The organism is Gemmobacter aquarius (assembly GCF_003060865.1).
Classification (GTDB): domain Bacteria; phylum Pseudomonadota; class Alphaproteobacteria; order Rhodobacterales; family Rhodobacteraceae; genus Paragemmobacter; species Paragemmobacter aquarius.
In genome coordinates this window covers 3,311,633-3,334,143 of the sequence record NZ_CP028918.1, presented here as the reverse complement: position 1 = coordinate 3,334,143, position 22,511 = coordinate 3,311,633, and the positions used below count along the sequence as shown (strand labels likewise).

The window sequence follows — 22,511 nt, the reverse complement described above, 5'->3', positions numbered from 1 at the left end:
CGCGCATCAAGCCAGCGCCGCTTTCCAGCGTGCCACTTGCACCTTTACCTGATCCGGAGCGGTGCCACCGTAAGACTTGCGCGACCGCACGGAATTTTCAACGCCCAGCACATCCATGACCTCGGCCCGGATTCCGGGATGCACCGATTGCATGTCGGCAAGCGTCAGGTCCGGCAGATCGCAACCCTTGGCTTCCGCCATGGCGACAAGGGTGCCTGTCACGTGATGCGCGTCGCGGAAGGGCAGGCCAAGGGCCCGTACCAGCCAGTCCGCCAGATCGGTCGCGGTGGAAAAGCCGCTTGCCGCGGCCGTTGCCAGAACATCGCGGTTGGCGGTCATGTCGGAAACCATCCCGGTCATGGCGGCCAGCGCGAGCATCAAGGTATCGGCGGCGTCGAACACCTGTTCCTTGTCTTCCTGCATGTCCTTGGAATAGGTCAGCGCCAATCCTTTCATGATGGTGAAAAGAGCCACGGTTGCGCCAAGGATGCGGCCCAGCTTGGCGCGCAGCAATTCCGCCGCGTCGGGATTTTTCTTCTGCGGCATGATGCTGCTGCCGGTCGTCCATTTGTCGGACAGGCGCACGAAACGGAATTGCGCCGACGACCAGATCACCAGTTCTTCGGCAAAGCGTGACAAGTGCATGGCGCAGATGCTGCTGGCCGACAGGAATTCCAGCGCAAAGTCGCGGTCGCTCACCGAATCGAGGCTGTTTGCCGTAGGCTGGTCAAAGCCGAGCGCCTTTGCCGTCATGTGCCGGTCGATCGGGAAGGAGGTTCCGGCCAAGGCAGCGGCACCAAGCGGGCATTCGTTCATGCGGGCGCGGGCGTCGATAAAGCGCGAACGGTCGCGGCCCAGCATTTCGACATAGGCCATCATGTGATGCCCCCATGTCACGGGCTGCGCCGTTTGCAGGTGCGTGAAGCCCGGCATGACCCAATCAGCCCCGGCTTCGGCCTGCGCGACAAAGGCCCGCATCAATGCTTCCAGCCCCGTGATCGCGGCATCGCACTGGTCGCGCACCCACAGGCGGAAGTCGACCGCGACCTGATCGTTGCGCGACCGCGCCGTGTGCAGACGACCTGCCGGTTCACCGATGATCTCTTTCAGTCGTGCTTCCACGTTCATGTGGATGTCTTCCAACTCCACACGGAACGGGAAATCTCCGGCCTCTATCTCTGACAAGACCGTGAGAAGCCCTTCCCCGATCGCCAATGCGTCCTTATTGGTCAGGATACCCGTCGCGGCCAGCATCGCCGCATGGGCACGAGAGCCTGCGATATCCTGCGCGTAAAGCCGTTTGTCGAACCCGATCGAGGCGTTGATCGCCGTCATGATCGCGTCCGGACCTTCGGCAAAGCGCCCGCCCCACATCTGGTTGGCGGCTTTGGGGTTCGCGGTATCGGACATGATGCGGCCTTTGCGAGGTGGTTATGCGGGCGAAACTGATTGCGGTGCTTTATACGGCAATGCTGCTTGGTGCAAATCCGGCGGCGGCAGATGTGGCCGCCTTGCGGACAGGCGACATGAAGAAACTGGCGCTGCACGAAACGCCGGTCGATCTGCCCGCTGCGGTCTTTCTTGACGAGGCCGATGCCGAGCACCCCTTGGCCGATTGGCGCGGCAAATGGGTGGTGCTGAACTTCTGGGCCACATGGTGCGCGCCCTGCCGCGAGGAAATGCCGATGCTCGACAACCTGCAAGCCGCCATGCCCGAACTCGCCGTGCTGCCGGTGGCGACGGGGCGCAATGCGGTCGAAGGTATCCAGCGGTTCTACGCGGAAGCAGGCGTCAAAAACCTGCCGATCCTGCGCGATCCGAAATCGGACCTTGCGCGTTCGGTGGGGGTGATGGCCCTGCCGGTGACCGTTATCCTGAACCCCGAGGGCCAAGAGGTCGCACGGCTGATCGGCGACGCGCATTGGGACAGCGACAACGCCAAGGCCATACTGGCCGCGCTGATGGCAGGCGGCTGACGGGTCAGGCCCGTGCCACGGCACCGTCATGTGCGGGGCAGGTCACCAGATGATCGTTCACCATGCCCACCGCCTGCATGAAGGCATAGGTGATCGTCGGGCCGCAAAAATTGAATCCATCTTTTTTCAATTGCTTTGACAGGGCCGCCGAAACGGCCGTCTGCGCCGGAACCTCGGCCATGCTGGTGCGACGGTTCTGCTGCGGGCGGTGGTCGACGTGTTTCCACAGATAGGGCGTGAAGCCCTCGGTCGCTTCGATTGCCATATAGGTGCGGGACGATTTGATCGTGGATTCGATCTTGCCGCGATGCCGGATGATGCCCGGATCGCCCAACAGGCGCAGCACTTCGGTCTCACCCCAGCCTGCAATCACGGCGGGGTCAAACCCTGCAAAGGCTGCACGGAACGTCTCGCGTCGCCGCAGGATCGTGATCCACGACAACCCGGCCTGAAATCCTTCGAGCATCAGACATTCCCACAGCGCGCGCGGGTCGCGCAGCGGGATCCCCCATTCGGTGTCGTGATAAGCGACATAAAGCGGGTCTGTCCCGCACCACGGGCAACGGTCAGCCATATTTTCCGCCTCGCTTTACCCCGCCTTTACTGCTTGGGCGCAAACCTGTCCACGTTGTTGGTCATGGGGGTGACTTATGAAGATGGATAAACCGGGCGGTATTTCGGGGGAAAGCCCGCTGTCATGGGCCGTTGCCGAAAACGACCGTCATGTGCTGGCGATGGTGGCCGATGCGGTCAAGGACCGTCGGCTGCGGCTGGCCTATCAGCCGGTAGTGGTGGCCGCCAATCCGGGGCGCAACGGCTTTCACGAAGGGCTGATGCGCGTGCTCGATCCGACGGGGCGGGTGATTCCGGCGCGTGAATTCATGGGGGTGGTCGAAACCCAGGAGTTGGGGCGCGAGATCGATTGCGCCGCCCTTGCCATGGGGCTTGACGCGCTGCGTCGCCATGCCGACCTGCGATTGTCGATCAACATGTCGGCCCGGTCGATCGGCTGGCCGCGCTGGATGCGTATCCTGCAAAACGGTCTTTTGGCCGCGCCGGACATAGGTGAACGGCTGATCCTCGAAATCACCGAGTCGAGCGCGATGACGGTGCCCGAGGTGGTTGCGGGCTTCATGTCCGATCTGCGCCGAAAGCAGATTTCCTTTGCGCTCGACGGGTTCGGCGCGGGCCAGACGGCATTGCGGCATTTCCGCGAGTTTTCATTTGATATTCTGAAGATCGACGCGCAGTTCACGCGAGGCATCGCGACCGATGCCGACAATCAGGTGCTGATGGCCGCTTTCCTGTCCATTGCCCGTCAGTTCGACATGGTCTGTGTCGCGCAGGGGGTCGAACAAGCCGAGGATGCGGCATGGCTGGCGGCGCTGGGGGTCGATTGCCTGCAAGGATATTACTTCGCGGCGCCCTCGGTCCTGCCCGGATGGGAGGTCGCGGCCAAGGCTGCCCTTTGATCGCGCCAACGCAACTTGGCACAGCTTAAGGCTTATGGCGCCACCACGCCTGCCGTTCAGATGTCAGAGCCGGTAGGAAAGACGTGCAAAACATAAAAGCGGGCGGGAACGTCGGGCTTGGGTTGGGCGGGCATAACGAATTTCGATGATAGCGCCCGTCCTTCGCCGTCCTGCCGGGACCACCGATATCATCGGAGCCCGGGGGTTGCGGGGGAAGTGACCGTCGTCGACCTATACTCGTTACTTACACCAACGAAGCACAAAAACCACGCACTCGCTAAGTCACTAACACGGTCACTCGTCACACTGGTCGACGACGGTCCGTTTGATATGCATCAACATACTTTAGTGTGGAAACGTTTTAATGATGAACGTTTATGGTCCGTGTCGATTCATGCGTTTCTTTGACGAAAATGTCGAAACAGCCGGACTTCACCTGTCGTGCAGTTTCGTCAAATGACGAAATCGACACTTCATTTGACGAATTTGCAGGCTGATTCCGGCATCGGATCGGCGGTTGCAGATGTTTTTGTCACGCTTTCTGGCGGCGTTACGATTTGGTGTGCTCGGGGCTAGCCGGATGCGAGCGGTCGCTATAAAAAGTACGGGCCGGGGGGCCTAATGTGCTGGATATCCTTATGAACAAGCCCTTGCTTGCACTCCTCGCCGTTCTGACGCTCTCGACCGCACCTGCAAACGCACAGGAAGAGCGTGTGACGCTTGGCTGGGGCCGGCTTTTCACCAATGATGTCTTTGGCGATACGCGTGACCGTTGGCGGACGGGGTCCTATACTCTGTCGCGCGTGCGCGGCAGCGAATGGCTGGGTCATCTGCCTACCACACCGGGTGATATCCTCGAATTCCGCGCCGTGGGCGAAACGATCGCTCCCGCCGATCTCGTCTCGCCCGATCCGGACGACCGGCGCTATGTCGGATCGCTGACCTTCGGTCTGCACACGCATTTCGATTGGCAAGGGTTCGACACCAGCTTGGGTGGAAATCTTGTCATCACCGGCCCGCAGAGCGGAGCAAGCAATCTGCAGGCGCGCATTCACGATCTGGTCGGGCTGCCCGAGCCGCAGGTGTTCGGTGACCAGATAGGCGACAACTTCTTTCCGACCGCGGTGGCCGAGATCAGTCGCCGCATCGCGCTTCCGCAGGGTGAGATGCGTCCGTTCATCGAAGCACAGGCCGGGGTGGAAGACTTTGTGCGCGTCGGTGCCGACCTGAGCTTTGGCGGCTACACCCGCGAAGCGTTGATGCTGCGCGACGGCCCCACTGGCCAAAGGTACCGCGCCGTATCGGGCAGCCGCGTCGAAGGCTTTAGTCTTACAGTCGGCGGCGACATCGCCCGTGTCTATGACAGCGAATACTTCGTCGCCGGCGATGCGGCACAGCTCGAACAAACGCGCAGCCGCGCAAGGGCCGGAATCCACTGGCAGGGCGAACGGTCCGAGATGTTCTATGGCCTGACATGGCTGGGCAAGGAATTCATCACCCAGCCCGATACGCAAGTCGTGGGATCGGTCAATCTTCGGGTCAAATTCTGAACATTTGCGCGCACTGTTGCGCGGAAGATATAGCCAAAAGTCTGTAGGGCTGTTAGCCTGCCTGCATAAAAATAAGAACGAGCAGGCAGTAACAGGCAATGAAAACGGGCTCTCGCGGCACGTTCGTCATATCTTGGGCACAGACAGAAGTTGACGGACTGGCCGCATCCTCGCTGGGTGCGCTGACCGTAGGCGTGGTGTGGCGGTGGACGGGTGATGCCGTCCGTGTGGACCGTCCGAACGATACGCTGCTTCTCGAATTGCCCGAAGGTAAGGCGGAGATGCAAAAACGTGCGGCGCGCATGGTGCGCCGTCTGGTCGGTGCGGCGCTGGGTCGGCAGCCGCTTGACACACCCGAGGCAGCGGAGGACGAGGACGCAGCCGATCAGGGGTTCATCGTCACCGATGGCACGCAGAGCTTTTCGATCATCCTGATCGAAGTGCCCTCGAGCGGTGCGCGGCTATTGATGTTCTTTGGCGACGTGCCACCCAAGGACCGCGATCTGTGGGTCGTCCGCACCCAGATTGACCGGACCCATACAGCAGCGGGCCATGCCGAAGCGGGCGGGGTGATCTGTTTCACTCCGGACACGCTTATCGCCACGCCTTCGGGGTCGCGCCTGATCCGCAGCCTGCGTCCGGGTGACCGCGTCCTGACCAAAGACAACGGTCCGGCCGAAATCTTGTGGTCGGGCAGCAGGCGGATGACCGGTGCGCGGCTTTACGCCATGCCGCACCTGCGCCCCGTGCGCTTTCGCAGCGGAGCTTTCGGCGTGGGCCGTCCCGAACCCGATCTGCTGGTGTCGCCGCAACACCGGATGCTGCTGCGCGGCCCCTCGGCACAGGCGCTGTTCAATACGCCCGAGGTTCTGGTGCGCGCGCAGGATCTGCTGAACGACCTGACGGTCACGGTCGATTACGCGGTGCGGGATGTCACCTACGTCCATATCCTGCTCGAACGGCACAACATCGTCTTCGCCAACGGGCTCGAGACGGAAAGTTTCCATCCGTCCAACACCGCGCTCGACATGATCGAACCCGACCAGCGCGAAGGCCTGCTTGCGCTGATGCCGGGGATCGAGGCGAACCCGCAAAGCTATGGCGATTATGCGCGGCGCAACCTGTCGGCATCCGAGGCGTCGATCCTGCGCCACGATATCGCGGCCTGAGTGTTGACTCTGCTTCACGCAGGCGTATAAGCCGCGCAACTCCGGTCGAAAGGCCGGGGTTTTTCATTGGTGTTGGTGGACCCCGCAAGGGGAAACCTGTCGCCCCTGCAAGGGGGAAAGGACAACGCCCTTCACAACCTCGAAGGAGATCAGCGGTGACCAAACGCACCTCTGCCAAGCACAAGATCGACCGCCGCATGGGCGAAAACATCTGGGGACGCCCGAAGTCCCCGGTGAACAAGCGCGAATACGGCCCTGGCCAGCACGGCCAGCGCCGCAAGAACAAGCTGTCGGACTTCGGTACGCAGCTGCGCGCCAAGCAGAAACTCAAGGGTTACTACGGCGACCTGACCGAAAAGCAGTTCCGCAAGATCTACGGCGAAGCTGAACGGGTCAAGGGCGATACCGGCGAGATGCTGGTGGGCATGCTCGAGCGTCGTCTCGACGCCGTCGTTTACCGCGCCAAGTTCGTTCCGACGATTTTTGCCGCCCGCCAGTTCGTCAACCACGGCCACGTGATGGTGAACGGCAAGCGCGTCAACATCGCGTCCTACCGCGTCAAGGAAGGCGATGTGATCGAGGTCCGTCAGAAGTCGAAGCAGATGGGTCTGGTTCTTGAAGCCGTTGCCCTGACCGAGCGTGACGTTCCCGACTACATCGAAGTCGACCATTCCAAGATGGTTGCAAAGTTCATCCGCACGCCGGGCCTGGGCGATGTGCCCTATCCGGTCCAGATGGAACCGAACCTGGTCGTCGAATACTACGCGAAGAACTGATCTGTCGCATCTGTGCACCGGGAGGCCCGCCTGTCTGGCGGGCCTCTTGCTTTTTGTGCGCTTCGCTCCAATTGTCGCGCCATGAAAAAGAGTGAAATCGAAGACCGTTTCGAACGTGGGTTGTTTGCTTCGCGCTGGTTGATGGCGCCGATGTATCTTGGTCTGATCATCGCGCTGGCGATGTTGACCGTGATTTTCCTGCGCGAATTGGTGTATTATGCGCCGCAGATCCTGACCCTTTCGCCGGAAAAGACCATTCTGGTCGTCCTTACGCTGATCGACCTGACGCTGGCGGCCAATCTTTTGTTGATCGTCATGTTCTCTGGCTACGAAAACTTCGTGTCGAAGTTCGATTTCGACGCGGGGACCGACCGCCCCGAATGGATGGGCAAGGTCGATTTCGGCGGCCTGAAGATGAAGCTTATCGCCTCGATCGTCGCGATTTCGGGTATCCATCTTCTGAAGCGGTTCATGGAAATAGGTGATTCCTCTTCGCCAGCCGCAGATGATCGCACGCTGATGTGGTTGACGGTGATCCATCTGACATTCGTCGTGTCCGGCGTGCTGATGGCGCTGATGGACTGGCTGCAATCGCGCAGCAAATAAGGGCGGCGACCGTTCATCCTGATAAACCCACTGGCCTTGCGCTTGGGCCATCGTTAGAAGCCGCCTGACAGGGGGTAGTTCCATGACCGACGCCATTCGACCGCAACCCGGCATCCTTGATATCGCGCTGTATCAGGGCGGCAAGGCGCATGTTGCGGGTGTGCAGAACGCGGTCAAGCTATCGTCGAACGAGAATCCCTTTGGCCCCTCGGACAAGTCGAAAGAGGCGTTCTCGCGCACTGTCCACTCTTTGCACCGCTATCCCGGCACCGATCACGCCGATCTTCGCGCCGCCATAGCCGAGGTGCACAGGCTCGATGCTGACCGCATCATTTGCGGTGTCGGGTCCGACGAGATCATCACCTTTCTGTGCCAGGCCTATGCCGGTCCGAAGGATGAGGTGGTCTTTACCGAGCACGGTTTCCTGATGTACCGGATTTCGGCGCTGGCCGTGGGCGCGACCCCGGTCGAAGTGGTCGAACGCGAACGGACGACCGATGTCGATGCCATCCTCGCCGCCTGTAACCGGCGGACGCGGCTTGTGTTTATCGCCAACCCGAACAATCCGACCGGAACGATGATTTCCATGGCCGAGGTCGAACGTCTGGCTGCGGGTCTGCCGAAGCAGGCCATTCTGGTGCTGGACGGGGCCTACGCCGAATATGTCGACGGTTATGACGGCGGGGCCGCGCTGATCGAAACCCGCAGCAATGTGTTCATGACCCGCACCTTTTCCAAGATCTACGGGCTGGGCGGGTTGCGGATCGGCTGGGGCTACGGGCCGCGTGCGATCGTCGATGTGCTCAACCGCATCCGCGGGCCGTTCAACCTGTCGACGACGCAACTCGAAACCGCCGAGGCGGCAGTGCGTGATCAGGATTTTGTGGCCAAGTGCCGATCGGAGAACGCCCGCATGCGGCATTGGCTTTCCGAAGCCTTGGCCGAACTCGGCGTGCCCTCGGATACGTCGATGGCAAATTTCGTTCTGGCCCGTTTCGCGTCGGAAGACGAAGCGGGGGCCTGCGATGCGTTTTTGCAAGAGCAGGGTCTGATCGTGCGGCGGGTGTCGTCCTACAAGCTGCCGCATTGCTTGCGGATCACCATCGGGGACGAAGCCGCCTGTCGCCGCGTCGCGCATGCCGTGGCGCAGTTCAAGGGTGTGAAATGACCCGCGCCGATGCCCCGTTGTATGACCGCGTCGCGTTTATCGGGCTGGGTCTGATCGCCTCGTCCATGGCATTGGCAATCCGTCAGTTCGGGCTGGCAAACGATATCGTCGGACATGCGAAATCCGCCGAGACGCGGGCGGTCGCGCTGGAAATCGGCTTGTGCGACCGTGTCTATGCAACAGCCGCCGAGGCGGTCGAGGGGGCCGATCTGGTCGTCCTGTGCGTTCCGGTCGGAGCGATGGGCGAAATCGCCGCCGCGATGGCCCCGCATCTGAAGCAAGGCGCCTGCGTGACCGATGTCGGCTCGGTAAAACAAGCGGTGATCGAGGCGGTCGCCGCGCATATTCCCGCCGGTGTCGCCTTTGTTCCGGCGCATCCGCTTGCCGGAACGGAACATTCAGGGCCGCGGTCGGGTTTTGCGACACTGTTCCAGAACCGCTGGTGCCTTTTGACCCCGACTGAAGCCTCGACCCCTGACGCGACCGCTCGTTTGCGTTCCCTGTGGGAAGGCATGGGGGCGAATGTCGACGAGATGGACGCAGGCCACCATGATCTGGTGCTGGCCGTGGTGTCGCACACGCCGCATCTGATCGCCTATACGATGGTCGGCGTTGCCGATCACCTGCGCCGCGTATCAAATTCCGAAGTGATCAAATATTCGGCTTCGGGATTCCGCGATTTTACCCGTATCGCCGCGTCCGACCCGACGATGTGGCGTGATGTGTTTTTGACCAACAAGGATGCCGTGCTGGATATCCTCGGCCGTTTCACCGAGGAATTGTTCGTCCTGCAGCGCGCCATCCGGATGGGGGATGGTGACGAGTTGCACGCTTATTTCACACGCACCCGCGCGATACGGCGCGGTATCATCGAGGCGGGTCAGGACACCTCGGCGCCCGATTTCGGCCGCGTCGCGGCGACGAAAAAGGACGTTTAGGTGCGGCGCTACGCCCTTGCCGCCCTATTGCTGGCGGCCGGTGCGGCGCAGGCCGAGATGACGACCTCGCCCCGTCCGCTGCCGCGCCCGGTCGAAGTGGCTGCCGCCACGGCGCCCCGACCGAAGCCGCGCCCGCCCGTGACAGAGCTGCCCCAAGCCGTTCCGCCAGAAGCGCTGGCACAACTTCCGCCATCGCTTGCAGCGCCGGTCGTGCGGCCCATGCCACGCCCTGCCGCCCTCGCTGCGCCGGTTCCGGCATTGCTGGCCGTTACCGTGGCGAAGGCGTTGCCGGGAATGATCAGGCCTATGCCGCGTCCTGCAACTCTGCTCGCCTCGGCGCCGGTAAAGCCGGAAAAGGGCGGGCTGGGCGGGCTGTTCGGCAACCGCAAGCCACGTAAACCGGTGGCGACCGACGGGTTCGTCTGCGGCGATCCCGACATCAGGGGAGACGAACTTGCCCCGGTCACGTCAAAGGTCAAAGGCTGCGGGATAGACGAGCCCGTTCGCATCACTTCCATCGACGGCATCCGCCTGCGTGGCACGGCGACGATAAACTGCGAAACGGCAAGCGCATTGAAAACCTGGATCGAAAAGGGAATGCGACCCGCCATGTCGAAAGAGGTGGTCGAGTTGCAGATTGCCGGCAGCTATGTCTGCCGCCCCCGTAACAATGTGCGCGGCAACAAGATCAGCGAGCACGGGCGCGGCAAGGCGGTCGACATCGCGGCTTTCGTGTTTTCGGATGGCAGCGAATGGTCGGTGTCACGCGATTATAACCGTCAGATGCGCAAGGCGCACAAGGCGGCCTGCGGTATATTCGGCACCACGCTCGGCCCCGGTTCCGATGGCTATCACGAAGACCACTTGCATTTTGACACGGCAAGTTATCGCTCCGGCCCCTACTGCCGCTAGTTGAGACGCGGTGCGGGGCCAAGCGGCAGGGGGCCAAGGCTCATCCGGCCCGATTGGAACGACAGTGGCACGGTCAGGATCGTCGGGTTGTCGCCCTGTGCGGACAAAAGCTCCATCGCGCGGGTGACGGTCGGGGAGACCTCGGCCGTGATCAGGCCCGCCGCGACCAGCACGGGCACAAGTTCGCGCCAGTTTTCGACCCGCAGGTCGATGCGGCCACTGGCAAGCCCGTTCGCGTCCGGTTCGACCATGCCTTCGGCGGAAACCACCAAGGTGCCCCAGCGCAGCAGGCCCTGCTTGACGACAAGGCGCGCCAGTTGTGGTGCGTTCTGTTGCGAATAGCGGTCAAGCGGGGCGGTCAGGGTGGCCACCGCATCGAGGTGGATTTCCTCGATCTGTTCGGGAAGATCTGACCGCCCCGCAAGCGCCATGAGAAAGCTGGCGTCGGGGCTGACCGTCGTCGCGTCGAACCCGATCTCGTGCGCTTTTGCGTCATCGGGCATCAGGCGCGTGGCAAAGGTCGCTTTCGTTGCCGCAACCTCCCAGCCGCTTTTGCCGGATAGCGCCAACCCTTCGCCCGACAGCACGGTGCGATCTAGCGCAAGCGCCGTGCCGGGGATGACGACAAGGCTGCCCTCAAGCTGGCTCGACCGAAGCGTGAACGGCCCCATCGGCGTATCGATGCGCTGTTCCTGCGGCAGTGCTGCGATCAGGTGCCATGGTTTCCACGTCATCATGAAAACCTGTGCAAAGGGCGCACTCCACCCCCAGCCGAGCGTGGTATCGGCAAGGACAGGATCGGTGACGGTCAGATCGAAACGGTTTGGAAATCCGCTGATCGAAACATCGCTGCGCGACGCGGTCAGCTCGCCATGCGGCTGTGCGAACCATTGATCGACCGCGCTTTCCATCGCCCGCGACCCTACGACCCAATAGCCCGCCCACAGCCCCGAGACGACCAGAAGCGCAATCAGCATCGCCCGCATCCGGATGCCCTTTCCAAGTTGTTCCGGCTGTTGTTTACAAGGGTAACACCATGAGGGCCAGTGAATGGACAGGATGCTTTGGGTCTTCGGCTACGGTTCGCTGATCTGGCACCCCGATTTTCCGGTGGCCGAACGGCATGTTGCGCGGCTGCGCGATTGGCATCGCAGCTTTTGCATGCGGTCGATCCATCACCGCGGTACGGTGGACGACCCCGGTCTGGTGCTGGCGCTCGACCGCGCTTCGGGCGCGCATTGCGACGGCGTGGCCTTTCGCGTCGCACCGGGGTTTGAGGAGGAAACGCTGGCCCGCCTGCGCGAACGCGAGTTGATCTCTTCGGCCTATCTGGAGGAATGGCTTGGCGTCACCCTGTCGGATGGCCGCGAGGTGGTGGCGCTGGCCTATGTGATCGACCCCGCGCATGACCAGTATTGCGGCGGCCTGCCGCTGGAAGAGCAAGCCGCGATCATCGCATCGGCCAAGGGCGGGCGCGGGCCGAACCGCGATTACCTTTATTCAACGGCGGAACATCTTGGGGAACTTGGCATTGCGGATGCAGACCTCGATTGGCTTAGCGCACGGGTGCGGCTGCTTTCGGCATGACGGGCTGGCCCTTGGCACGGGGCGCCGGACTGTTATGGTAAGCCGGTATAAAATCGTTTGGATGTGACCTGATGGACAAGTTCCGGGCCGAACCGGCCACGACCTTTAGCCAGCCGATCCGGCAGCTTGTGACGATGCTTGTCGTCGTCGTGCTGGTCGCGGCGGGGGCTTGGGTCATCCACAATCAGGTGACCGAGATTTTCCGCACCAATCCGCTGCTGAACGGGTTCATCGCGGGCGTGTTCTTTCTGGGCGTCCTGACCTGCTTTTGGCAGGTGCTGATCCTGATGCAATCGGTCAGCTGGATCGAGGATTTCGTGCGCCATATTCCGGGCCACGAAAATACCCGCCCGCCGCGTTTGCTGGCGCCGCTCGCGTCATTGCTGCGGTCACGGGCCAAGAAGATGCAGGTGAGCAATTCGTCATCGCGTTCGATCCTCGAATCCGTGGCGACGCGCATCGACGAGGCGCGCGATATCACGCGCTATCTGACGAACCTGCTGATTTTCCTTGGTCTTTTGGGCACGTTCTACGGTCTTGCTACAACGGTTCCGGCGGTGGTTGAAACGATCCGCTCGCTTGCCCCGAAAGAGGGCGAGACGGGGATACAGGTGTTTTCCAAGCTGATGGGGGCCTTGAAAGCCAATTGGGCGGCATGGGCACGGCGTTTTCGTCGTCGCTGCTGGGGCTTGCCGGGTCGCTGGTCGTGGGGCTTTTGGAACTGTTCGCGGGCCACGGGCAGAACCGGTTTTACCGCGAGTTGGAGGAATGGCTGTCGTCGATCACCCGCGTCAGTCTGGCGTCCGAGGGCGAGGGTGGAGATAGCAGCGCTATGGCGGCGGTGCTTGACCAGATGGGCGCGCAAATGGACGCGCTGCAAACGCTTTACACCCAATCCGACATCACGCGGGTCATGGTCGAGGACAAGATCGACGATCTGTCGCGTGCCATCAGCAGGTTGGCCGAACGGATGGAGGCGGAAAGCGGGCAGGTGGCGGTGCTGGGCCGGATTGCCGACGGGCAGGATAGGTTGATCGCGGCGCTTACGGGGGCCGAGGGCGGGGCGAGCGCGGATGCCGAAAGCCGGATGCGGCTGCGGTCGATCGATGTGCAACTGCTTCGTATCCTTGAAGAAATCTCGGCAGGACGACAGGAAAGCATCGCCGATCTGCGCGGTGATCTGTCGGCGCTGACGGCTGCGATCCGCACGCTGTCGCGCGGCACGGTCGGGCGAGGGTAAGCCATGGGCCTGCGGTCACGGCGCGATTCAGCGATGATCTGGCCGGGGTTCGTGGACGCCGTGACCACGCTTTTGATGGTGATGATGTTCATCCTGACCATCTTTACCATGATGCAGGTTGTGCTGCGCGACGAGATAAATACCCAATCGAATCAGTTGGATAGCCTGACCGACCAGATTGCCCAACTGGCCGATGCGCTGGGCATCGAGAAGCAGAGGGCGGCGGACCTGACGGCGCAGGTCGCAACGCTGGATGCGTCACTGGCCGCGGCACAGGCCAAGGGGGAACAGCAGGCGTCGCTGATCGCTTCACTTTCCGGTCAGTTGGCCACGGCGCAGGGTGATCTGGCGGCGGCGCAGGGCAAGATCGTCAGCTTCGAGGCGCAGGTGGCGTCGCTGCTTGCCGACAAGCAGACCCTGACCGCTTCGGTGCAAGAGCTTGAGGATGCACAGAAAAAACTGCTGACCGAGCAAGAGGCGGCGCAGCTTGCGCTGGCGCAGGCAAGGGGCGAAATCGACAAGCAGGCCGAAGAGGCGCGGTTGGCGGCGGCGCGGCGCGAGGCTTTGGCCGCATTGGTCGAGACGCTTCGCAAGCAATCGACCGAGGCCACCGCGCGGCTTTCGGATGCCGAGGCGGCGCGTCTGGTGGATGCCAAGGCCTTGGAAGAGCTGCGGGAAAGGCTGAAATCTTCGGATGACGAGATCACCGCGATGACCTTGGCGCTGGAGGAAAAGCGCAAGGAAGCCGAGGATACGTTAACGCTTTTGGCGGCGGCCAAGACAGCGGCGGCGCAGGCTACCGAGGGTGTGACGGGCAAGGATGCGGCGCTGGAAATTGCCCGTCAGGCGCTGAGCGAGGAACAGGCCAAGTCACTGGACGCGCAGCGCAAAATGGCGCTTTTGAACGAACAGATCGCGTCTTTGCGGGGGCAGTTGGCAAGCCTGCAAGCGGTGCTGAACGAGGCGGCGGACAAGGATGCTGCGGCCAAGGTCCAGCTGGAAAACCTCGGCTCACAGCTTAACGCGGCGCTGGCGCAGGTGGCTTCGGAACAGAGGAAGCGCGCCGAGATGGAAGCGGCCGAACGGGTGCGGTTGGCGGCTGAAAATGCGGACCTTGCCAAGTATCGGTCGGAATTCTTCGGCAAGCTGTCGCAACTGCTGGACGGGCGGCAGGGCGTGCGGGTTGTCGGCGACCGGTTCGTGTTTTCGTCCGAGGTCCTGTTCCAGCCCGGTGCTGCCGATCTGGCACCCGAAGGGCAGGCGCAGATTGCGGGGGTGGTGAAAATCCTGAATGAAATCAAGGATCAAATCCCTGAAGGCATCGACTGGATCATTCGGGTTGACGGCCATACCGACAATATCCCGCTGTCGGGCAACGGGCTTTTCCGCGACAACTGGGAGCTTTCGCAGGCCCGCGCGCTGTCAGTCGTGCGCTATATGCAGACGGGTCTTGGCTTTCCGCCCGAGCGGTTGGCGGCGACCGGATTTGGCGAATATCGCCCCGTGGCGGCCGGAAATGACGAGGCGTCGCGGGCGATGAACCGGCGGATCGAGTTGAAGCTGACCGAGCGGTAGGCGCGATGCACAACCGATGCACACCCTGTGCAGACGAAACGGCAAAAAGGCTTAACGCAGGTTCATTATTTCAGAGCTTCGGTCGAGTTCGACCCCGTCGCGGGTAAGGACCACGCTGGCGGTGTAATCTCCAGCTGGCCAGTTCGCGCCCTTGCGACCGATGGCGCGGAAGGAACGGGCCTGCGTGCGGTCGATGGTGACTGTGTCGGAAATCACCTCACCTTCGGGTCCGATGATGGAAAGGGTCAGTTCGTCGCCCTGACGCGGGCCGAACAGATGCGCCCAGATGACGAGCGCGGGAGAGGTCGCGCTGGCGGTGGGCGCGGTGCCTGCCTTGATCGCATCGAATTCCGGCACGGCGGGGGAAAGGCCGATGCCGACGATGCCGCCGGCAAGATAGGGCATCGGGTCGCGCCAGAGATCATCGGTCACGCCGCCGCAGGTGGTGGCTTCGGGGGCGAAGGGGTCGAGTTCCTTGCCGCCCTTGCGGACCGAGAGGTGCAGGTGGGGGAATTGCGTGTTGCCAGACAGGCCGATCTGGCCGAGGGGGGTGCCCGCCGTGACCGCTTGGCCTGCGGCGACGAGGATGCTGCCCTGTTTCATGTGGCAATACTGGGTTTCCCAGCCGTCTGCGTGCGTGATGGCGAGGCCGTTGCCGCAATCCTGCCCTGCGGGGAAGGGTTGGGTGTCGGGCACGCCATCGCGGATCGCGCGGACGGTGCCACCCGCCGCTGCGCGGACGGTGACACCTGCCTCCATCTCGGTAAGGGTCGGAATGGCGAAATCGGTGCCGTCATGGCCGTCATAGCCCAGCGGGCCACAGAACGGGTCAGCCACGCCGGGGCTGGCGTCATGGTCGAAGTAGTTTTGCACGAAGCAGGTGGTGCCGATGGTGCAATCGACCGGCTGCACCAATTCAAAGGCCCCCGCCGGAAGGGCGAGGGCCAATGATATCGCTGATAGCCTGATCATTCCGCCGTTAGCAGGGGCGGTTTCGACCCCGTAAGGCGCGGCTTGGCGGGTTCTTCGACGTTCAGGACGATTTCACCGTCCTTGACCAGAACCTTGACCACGCCACCTTTGGTCAGTTTGCCGAACAGCAGTTCTTCGGCCAGCGGCTTCTTGATGTATTCCTGAATCACGCGGCCAAGCGGGCGGGCGCCCATCTTGTCATCATAACCCTTGTCACCCAGCCAAAGTGCGGCTTCGGGCGAAAGTTCGATGTGAACGCCACGGTCCAGAAGCTGCGCTTCGAGTTGCAGCACGAATTTCTCGACCACTTGCAGGATGATTTCCTTGCCCAAGGGGGCGAAGGAGATCACCGCGTCAAGGCGGTTGCGGAATTCGGGGGTAAAGGTCCGCTCGATTGCGGCGGTGTCTTCACCCGTGCGGCGGTCACGGCCGAAACCGATGGCCGATTTCGACATTTCCGACGCGCCCGCGTTCGAGGTCATGATCAGGATGACGTTGCGGAAATCGACCGTGCGACCGTTATGGTCGGTCAGTTTGCCGTGGTCCATGACCTGCAAGAGGATGTTGTAGACATCGGGGTGCGCCTTTTCCATTTCGTCCAGAAGCAGGACGCAATGGGGGTGCTGGTCGATGCCATCGGTAAGCATGCCGCCCTGATCGAAGCCGACATAACCCGGAGGCGCACCGATGAGGCGGGAAACCGCGTGTTTCTCCATGTATTCCGACATGTCGAAGCGCAGCAGTTCCACGCCGAGCGAGGAGGCGAGCTGCTTGGCGACCTCGGTTTTACCCACGCCCGTGGGTCCGGCGAACAGGTAGTTGCCGATGGGCTTTTCGGGTTCGCGCAGGCCGGCGCGGGCGAGTTTGATCGCCGAACACAGGGCCTCGACGGCCTTGTCCTGACCGAAGACCACGCGCTTGAGCGTTTTTTCAAGGTCGCGCAGGGTTTCGGCATCGTCCTTGGACACGTTCTTGGGCGGGATGCGGGCGATTTTCGCCACGACAGCCTCGATCTCTTTGGTGCCGAGTGTCTTGCGCTTCTTGCCTTCGGGCAGCAGGTGCTGGGCGGCACCGGCCTCGTCGATCACGTCGATTGCGCTGTCGGGCAGTTTGCGGTCGTGGATGTAGCGCGCGGCCAGTTCCACTGCCGACTTGATGGCGTCAGAGGTGTAGCGCAGGTCGTGATGTTCCTCGAAATGCGGTTTCAGACCCATCAGGATCTTGATCGCATCGGGGACCGAAGGTTCGTTCACGTCGATCTTCTGGAAGCGGCGCGACAGGGCGCGGTCTTTTTCGAAGTGCTGGCGGAATTCTTTATAGGTGGTCGAACCCATGCAGCGCAGTTTGCCGCCCTGAAGCGCGGGCTTGAGCAGGTTGCTTGCATCCATCGCGCCACCCGACGTGGCACCTGCACCGATGACGGTGTGGATTTCGTCGATGAACAGGATCGCGTCGGGGTGATCCTCCATTTCCTTGACGACCGCTTTCAGGCGTTCTTCAAAGTCGCCACGATAGCGGGTGCCAGCCAGAAGCGCGCCCATGTCGAGCGAGAAAATCGTGGCATGGGCCAGAACTTCGGGGACTTCTTTCTTGACGATCTTCCATGCCAGACCTTCGGCGATGGCGGTTTTGCCCACGCCCGGATCGCCCACCAGAAGCGGGTTATTCTTGCGGCGGCGGCAGAGGACCTGAATGGCACGCTCTACCTCGGCATCGCGGCCGATCAGGGGGTCGACATCGCCCTTGCGGGCTTTGACGTTCAGGTCGACGCAGTATTTCGACAGGGCGGATTCCTTCGCCTCGCCTGCTTCGGCTTTCGGGGTTTCCTGATGCTCTTCGGCGCCGGAAACGGGGCGGGATTCGCCGTAGGACGGGTCTTTCGCCACGCCATGCGCGATGAAGTTTACCGCATCGTAACGGGTCATGTCCTGCTCTTGCAGGAAGTAGGCGGCGTTCGATTCACGTTCGGCGAAGATCGCGACCAGCACGTTGGCGCCGGTCACTTCGGTGCGGCCTGACGACTGCACGTGGATTGCGGCGCGCTGGATGACGCGCTGGAAGGCGGCGGTGGGCACCGCTTCGGAGCCTTCGACATCGGTGACGAGGGTGGAAAGGTCGTCGTCGATGAATTCCACCAGCGTCTTGCGAAGATCATCGAGGTTGACCGAACACGCCTTCATCACGCGGGCGGCATCGGGTTCGTCGATCAGGGCCAGAAGGAGATGCTCCAGCGTGGCGAGTTCGTGTCTGCGTGCATTCGCCAGCGCCAAGGCGCCGTGAATGGCCTGCTCGAGGGTGGTTGAAAATGACGGCACGTTTGGTGCTCCTGTCCTGCGGGTCGGTCGGGGTCTGCAAGACCCGCTCCGACCGTGGCCTCATGGTTCTAGAGTTCGGCTTTATTCGCCACACTTCAAGGACTATTTGGCGCTAATTTCGGTTTGCCGCCGAAGGGTGATAAAAAGTGAACGGACGGCGGGTGTTTTGCCTAGAAGCTGTCCTTGCGGGACCGGATTTCGGCGAAAACCTTGACATCGGATGCGGTGCCAAGGTTCAGGTTGGCCCTTATTTCCGCGCTGTGGGTGCGGAGGAAGGGGTTGGTTGCCAGTTCTTCGGAAAGCATGACGGGCACGGTGGGTTTCCCTGCAGCGCGAAGGCTTGCCACCAGTTCTGACCGAGAGATAAGCGCGGCGTTCGCGGGTTCAAGGGTCAGCGCGAAACGGATGTTGCCGGTGGTGTATTCGTGGCCCGAGCAGATCAGGGTTTCGGGGGGAAGTGTCACCAGTTTCTGCAGGCTTTCGTGCATCTGGTCGGGCGTGCCTTCGAACAGGCGGCCGCAGCCTGCGGCCATCAGGCTGTCGGCGGTGAAGGCGAGTTTCGCTTGCGGCAGGTGAAAGGCGATGTGGCCGACGGTGTGACCCGGAACGTCGATCACCTGCACCGCATGCCCTGCAAAGGTGAAATCGCCCGTAAGCGCGGTGTCGAGCGGGGGCAGGCGGTGGGCGTCGGCTTTGGCGCCAAAGGTGCGGGCTCCCGTGGCCGCGACAAGGGCTGCGACGCCGTCGATATGGTCCCAGTGGTGATGCGTCAGCCAGATTTCTGAAAGCTGCCAGCCGCGTTCGGCCAGGGCCGCAAGGATCGGCGGCGCTTCGGGGACGTCGATGCAGGCGGTGGCGCCGGTTGCGGGATCGTGGAGGAGGTAGGCGTAATTGTCCTTGAGGCAGGGGATCGTCACCAGTTCAAGCGCCATGGCCTTCGCTCCGTTCTTCGCTATTCTGGTGCCAGTCTGGACCGGCAGGAAAGCCAAGTGCAATGCACCTCGATGTGCTCGACCTTCGGAATTTCTATTATCGCACGCAGTTGGGCCGCGTGGCGCAGCGGGCGATCCGCGATCAGGTCGTAAACATGTGGCCGGTGCAGGCGGGGCAGACCGTGGCGGGCTTCGGTTTCGCGGTGCCCTTGTTGCGCCCTTATATGACCGAGGCGCGGCGGGTGATCGGGCTGATGCCGGGGCCGCAGGGGGTGATGCCCTGGCCTGCGGGGCTGGAGAACGTGTCGGTGCTGTGCGAGGAAGAGCATTGGCCGATTTCCACGGGCTTCATCGACCGGCTGGTGATGCTGCACGGGCTGGAAACATCGGAACATCCTTCGGAAGTGTTGCAGGAGGCGCATCGCGTGCTGGGGCCGGGGGGCAAGGCGCTGTTCATCGTGCCCAACCGGTCGGGGCTATGGGCGCGGCGCGACGGCACGCCCTTTGGCTTTGGCCGCCCCTATTCGATGAGCCAGCTGGAAACCCAGATCAAACGGCATGGTTTTACGCCGGAACGCACCTGCGCCGCGCTGTTCGCCCCGCCCGCGCAAAGCCGGTTCTGGCTGCGGACGGCGGATTTCTGGGAAAGTTTCGGTCGCCGCTTCGGCCCGTGGCTGGCAGGGGGCGTGCTGATGGTCGAGGCCAGCAAGCAGGTTTACGCGCCGACACGGGGCGGATTGGGCGCGGTGGTGCGACGCCCGCTGCGGGTGCTGGAGGGCGTGGGCAAGGGCGTGCCGGAACCGGCGATGACACGCGGGGAAGGCGGAATTTGACGCAAATTCCGCGCCGAAATCCGACGCGGATTTCGAGGTCGTGCGGGTTGATGCGGAGCGCCCGGAAATTGCGTCAATTTCCGATGCAGAGTTTGTGTCAAACTCTGGTTTCAGGCCGGTTGGCCGTTTGATTCCCCGCCCCGCCCGGTGGCGGCTTGCAGCAAAGCGTCGCAGGTGCCTTGGCGGCCGCAGCGCGCACAGAAAAACTTGGATTATTCCTTTGACGATGCGCGACCTAAGCGATTGCGGGGTGCATGGACCTCTGCTAATGACGCGCAAAATCTAGAGCCGACGCGCGCAGCAGCGTGCGCCACCTAATTGCTTTGCCCGCAGGTCAGCGGGACAGGGCCAAGACAGCGGAAGGGTTGACGTGTCCGAACCAGCTTCGATCTCAACTGGCATCGCCGCACGCTATGCGACGGCGCTTTTCGACCTCGCGAAGGAAGAAGGCGGCCTTGTCGCGCTTGAAGCGGATGCCGATGCGCTTGCTGCCGCCTTGGCCGCAAGCCCGGAACTTGTGGCCATGATCGGCTCGCCGCTCGTGTCGCGCGACGAACAGACGGGTGCTATCACTGCAATCGCCGCGAAGATGGGTCTTTCGGCCCTCGTGGCGAACACGTTGGCCTTGATGGCGCAAAAGCGCCGCCTGTTCGTGTTGCCGCACCTTGTGAACGACCTGCTCGCGCGTATCGCCACCGAAAAGGGCGAAGTGACCGCCGAGGTCACGAGTGCCGCCGCACTCACCGCCGATCAGGCGCAGAAACTGGCCGCCACGCTGAAAGCGCGGGTCGGCAAGGACGTGAAATTGAAAACCGCCGTCGACAGCACACTTATCGGTGGGTTGGTCGTCAAGCTGGGCTCGACCATGATCGACACGTCGGTCAAATCGAAGCTCGCGGCTCTCCAGAATGCAATGAAAGAGGTTGGGTGATGGGAATTCAGGCTGCTGAGATCTCTGCGATCCTGAAAGAGCAGATCAAGAACTTTGGCATGGATGCCGAAGTGGCCGAAGTGGGCCGTGTTCTTTCGGTGGGTGACGGGATCGCCCGCGTGCACGGGCTGGACAATGTCCAGGCCGGTGAAATGGTTGAATTCCCCGGTGGTATCCGCGGGATGGCGCTGAACCTCGAAGTCGACAACGTCGGCGTCGTGATCTTCGGTTCCGACCAGGACATCAAGGAGGGCGACGTCGTCAAGCGCACCAAGTCCATCGTGGACGTGCCCGCAGGCAACGCGCTGCTGGGCCGCGTGGTTGACGGTCTGGGCAACCCGATCGACGGCAAGGGCCCGATCGCCGCGACCGAGCGTCGCGTGGCCGACGTGAAAGCGCCGGGCATCATTCCGCGCAAATCGGTGCACGAGCCGATGGCGACCGGCCTGAAGGCCGTCGACGCAATGATCCCGGTTGGCCGTGGCCAGCGCGAATTGATCATCGGCGACCGCCAGACCGGCAAGACCGCCGTGGCGCTCGACACCATCCTGAACCAGAAATCGTATAACGAAGCTGCCGGTTCGGACGAAAGCAAGAAGCTGTATTGCATCTATGTCGGCATCGGCCAGAAGCGGTCGACCGTCGCGCAGTTGGTGAAGAAGCTCGAGGAAACCGGTGCGATCGACTACACGATCGTGGTTGCCGCGACCGCTTCGGACCCGGCGCCGATGCAGTTCCTCGCCCCCTATGCCGCGACCGCGATGGCGGAATTCTTCCGCGACAACGGCCGCCATGCGCTGATCATCTATGATGACCTGTCCAAGCAGGCCGTGTCGTATCGCCAGATGTCGCTGCTGCTGCGCCGTCCGCCGGGACGCGAAGCCTATCCGGGCGACGTGTTCTACCTGCACTCGCGCCTGCTGGAGCGGTCGTGCAAACTGAACGAAGACCTCGGTTCGGGTTCGTTGACCGCGCTGCCGATCATCGAAACCCAGGGCGGCGACGTTTCGGCCTTTATCCCGACGAACGTGATCTCGATCACCGACGGGCAGATCTTCCTTGAAACCGAACTGTTCTATCAGGGCATCCGCCCCGCAGTGAACACCGGTCTGTCGGTTTCCCGCGTGGGTTCGTCCGCACAGACCAACGCGATGAAGTCGGTCGCCGGCAAGGTTAAGCTTGAATTGGCGCAGTACCGCGAAATGGCGGCATTTGCGCAGTTCGGTTCGGACCTCGACGCGTCGACCCAGCAGTTGCTGAACCGTGGCGCGCGTCTGACCGAGCTGATGAAGCAGGCCCAGTATTCGCCGCTGACCAACGCCGAGATCGTCTGCGTGATCTTTGCGGGCACCAACGGCTATCTCGACAAGGTCGCCGTCAAGGACGTTGGCCGTTTCGAGGCCGGTCTGCTGAAGCACCTGCGCGGCGCTGGCAAGGCTTTGCTTGACGACATCACCACCAAGGACCGCAAGGTTTCCGGTGATCTGGAAAAAGCGATCCGTGCCGAACTGGACAAGTTCGCGAAAGACTTCGCCTGAGGGCGGGGCAGGGAGATAAAC

At 62.3% G+C, this 22,511-nt stretch carries 20 protein-coding genes and 1 pseudogene; 15 read left to right on the top strand and 6 right to left on the bottom strand.

All coding sequences use genetic code 11. The annotated features are described in order from the left end of the window. Positions 1-6: 6 nt before the first annotated feature. Positions 7-1,410: an argininosuccinate lyase gene (gene argH / locus HYN69_RS16085; protein WP_108436638.1), complete on the bottom strand. Its 1,404-nt coding sequence runs from the start codon at positions 1,408-1,410 to the stop codon at positions 7-9. Between the two features lie 23 nt (positions 1,411-1,433). On the opposite strand from argH, the gene HYN69_RS16080 reads away from it, so the two are divergent. After that, positions 1,434-1,976 carry a TlpA family protein disulfide reductase gene (locus HYN69_RS16080; protein WP_108436637.1) on the top strand — a complete coding sequence of 181 codons (543 nt, stop codon included), beginning with the start codon at positions 1,434-1,436 and terminating at the stop codon, positions 1,974-1,976. 4 nt (positions 1,977-1,980) lie between these two features. On the opposite strand, the gene HYN69_RS16075 is transcribed toward HYN69_RS16080, so the two are convergent. After that, positions 1,981-2,550, bottom strand: a complete 570-nt coding sequence (locus HYN69_RS16075) for a DNA-3-methyladenine glycosylase I (RefSeq protein WP_108436636.1) — start codon at positions 2,548-2,550, stop codon at positions 1,981-1,983. A gap of 76 nt (positions 2,551-2,626) precedes the next feature. Between HYN69_RS16075 and HYN69_RS16070 the strand changes: the two genes are divergently transcribed. The 8 genes from HYN69_RS16070 (at position 2,627) to HYN69_RS16035 (ending at position 10,567) form a co-directional block, all read left to right on the top strand. Further along, positions 2,627-3,448 (top strand): EAL domain-containing protein, encoded by an 822-nt coding sequence (locus HYN69_RS16070; protein ID WP_108436635.1) that lies wholly within the window; start codon positions 2,627-2,629, stop codon positions 3,446-3,448. Positions 3,449-4,086: 638 nt separating this feature from the next. After that, complete coding sequence (locus HYN69_RS16065; protein WP_159082504.1) at positions 4,087-4,998, top strand: lipid A-modifier LpxR family protein; 912 nt, start codon at positions 4,087-4,089, stop codon at positions 4,996-4,998. A gap of 98 nt (positions 4,999-5,096) precedes the next feature. Continuing rightward, a complete protein-coding gene (locus HYN69_RS16060) occupies positions 5,097-6,167 on the top strand; it encodes a Hint domain-containing protein (RefSeq protein WP_108436633.1) in 1,071 nt (356 codons plus the stop codon). 155 nt (positions 6,168-6,322) lie between these two features. Next, on the top strand, positions 6,323-6,943 hold the full coding sequence (gene rpsD, locus HYN69_RS16055; protein ID WP_108436632.1) for a 30S ribosomal protein S4: 621 nt from the start codon (positions 6,323-6,325) through the stop codon (positions 6,941-6,943). Positions 6,944-7,024: 81 nt separating this feature from the next. Beyond that, on the top strand, positions 7,025-7,549 hold the full coding sequence (locus HYN69_RS16050; RefSeq protein WP_108436631.1) for a TIGR00645 family protein: 525 nt from the start codon (positions 7,025-7,027) through the stop codon (positions 7,547-7,549). 82 nt (positions 7,550-7,631) lie between these two features. Continuing rightward, complete coding sequence (gene hisC / locus HYN69_RS16045; protein ID WP_108436630.1) at positions 7,632-8,717, top strand: histidinol-phosphate transaminase; 1,086 nt, start codon at positions 7,632-7,634, stop codon at positions 8,715-8,717. After that, a complete protein-coding gene (locus tag HYN69_RS16040; RefSeq protein ID WP_108436629.1) occupies positions 8,714-9,655 on the top strand; it encodes a prephenate/arogenate dehydrogenase family protein in 942 nt (313 codons plus the stop codon). Before hisC ends, HYN69_RS16040 begins: the two co-directional genes overlap by 4 nt. Continuing rightward, positions 9,656-10,567, top strand: coding sequence for an extensin-like domain-containing protein (locus tag HYN69_RS16035; RefSeq protein ID WP_230426444.1), 912 nt, complete (start codon positions 9,656-9,658; stop codon positions 10,565-10,567). It begins immediately after the preceding gene. On the opposite strand, the gene HYN69_RS16030 is transcribed toward HYN69_RS16035, so the two are convergent. Beyond that, positions 10,564-11,553: a DUF2125 domain-containing protein gene (locus tag HYN69_RS16030; RefSeq protein ID WP_108436628.1), complete on the bottom strand. Its 990-nt coding sequence runs from the start codon at positions 11,551-11,553 to the stop codon at positions 10,564-10,566. The genes HYN69_RS16035 and HYN69_RS16030 overlap by 4 nt on opposite strands. A 64-nt stretch (positions 11,554-11,617) precedes the next feature. On the opposite strand from HYN69_RS16030, the gene HYN69_RS16025 reads away from it, so the two are divergent. From HYN69_RS16025 to HYN69_RS16015, 3 genes and pseudogenes are all read left to right on the top strand, one after another. Beyond that, entirely contained in the window at positions 11,618-12,154 is a 537-nt protein-coding gene (locus HYN69_RS16025) for a gamma-glutamylcyclotransferase (RefSeq protein WP_108436627.1), read from the top strand. 71 nt (positions 12,155-12,225) lie between these two features. Further along, positions 12,226-13,394, top strand: a pseudogene (locus tag HYN69_RS16020) (biopolymer transporter ExbB). A 3-nt stretch (positions 13,395-13,397) separates the two neighbouring features. Then, on the top strand, positions 13,398-14,969 hold the full coding sequence (locus HYN69_RS16015) for a peptidoglycan -binding protein (RefSeq protein WP_108436626.1): 1,572 nt from the start codon (positions 13,398-13,400) through the stop codon (positions 14,967-14,969). A 51-nt stretch (positions 14,970-15,020) separates the two neighbouring features. Here HYN69_RS16015 and HYN69_RS16010 read toward each other — a convergent pair whose 3' ends face one another. The 3 genes from HYN69_RS16010 to gloB all read right to left on the bottom strand — a co-directional run bounded on the left by HYN69_RS16010 (position 15,021) and on the right by gloB (position 19,188). Next, positions 15,021-15,941, bottom strand: coding sequence for a M23 family metallopeptidase (locus tag HYN69_RS16010; RefSeq protein WP_108436625.1), 921 nt, complete (start codon positions 15,939-15,941; stop codon positions 15,021-15,023). Continuing rightward, entirely contained in the window at positions 15,938-18,256 is a 2,319-nt protein-coding gene (clpA, locus tag HYN69_RS16005; RefSeq protein ID WP_108436624.1) for an ATP-dependent Clp protease ATP-binding subunit ClpA, read from the bottom strand. The genes HYN69_RS16010 and clpA overlap by 4 nt, the downstream gene beginning before the upstream one ends. Positions 18,257-18,426: 170 nt before the next feature. Continuing rightward, positions 18,427-19,188, bottom strand: a complete 762-nt coding sequence (gene gloB, locus HYN69_RS16000) for a hydroxyacylglutathione hydrolase (protein WP_108436623.1) — start codon at positions 19,186-19,188, stop codon at positions 18,427-18,429. A gap of 62 nt (positions 19,189-19,250) precedes the next feature. Between gloB and HYN69_RS15995 the strand changes: the two genes are divergently transcribed. The 3 genes from HYN69_RS15995 (at position 19,251) to atpA (ending at position 22,490) form a co-directional block, all read left to right on the top strand. Beyond that, positions 19,251-20,021: a class I SAM-dependent methyltransferase gene (locus tag HYN69_RS15995; RefSeq protein WP_108436622.1), complete on the top strand. Its 771-nt coding sequence runs from the start codon at positions 19,251-19,253 to the stop codon at positions 20,019-20,021. Positions 20,022-20,391: 370 nt separating this feature from the next. Then, complete coding sequence (locus tag HYN69_RS15990; protein ID WP_108436621.1) at positions 20,392-20,952, top strand: F0F1 ATP synthase subunit delta; 561 nt, start codon at positions 20,392-20,394, stop codon at positions 20,950-20,952. Continuing rightward, positions 20,952-22,490 (top strand): F0F1 ATP synthase subunit alpha, encoded by a 1,539-nt coding sequence (gene atpA, locus HYN69_RS15985; RefSeq protein WP_108436620.1) that lies wholly within the window; start codon positions 20,952-20,954, stop codon positions 22,488-22,490. The genes HYN69_RS15990 and atpA overlap by 1 nt, the downstream gene beginning before the upstream one ends. Positions 22,491-22,511 lie beyond the last annotated feature (21 nt).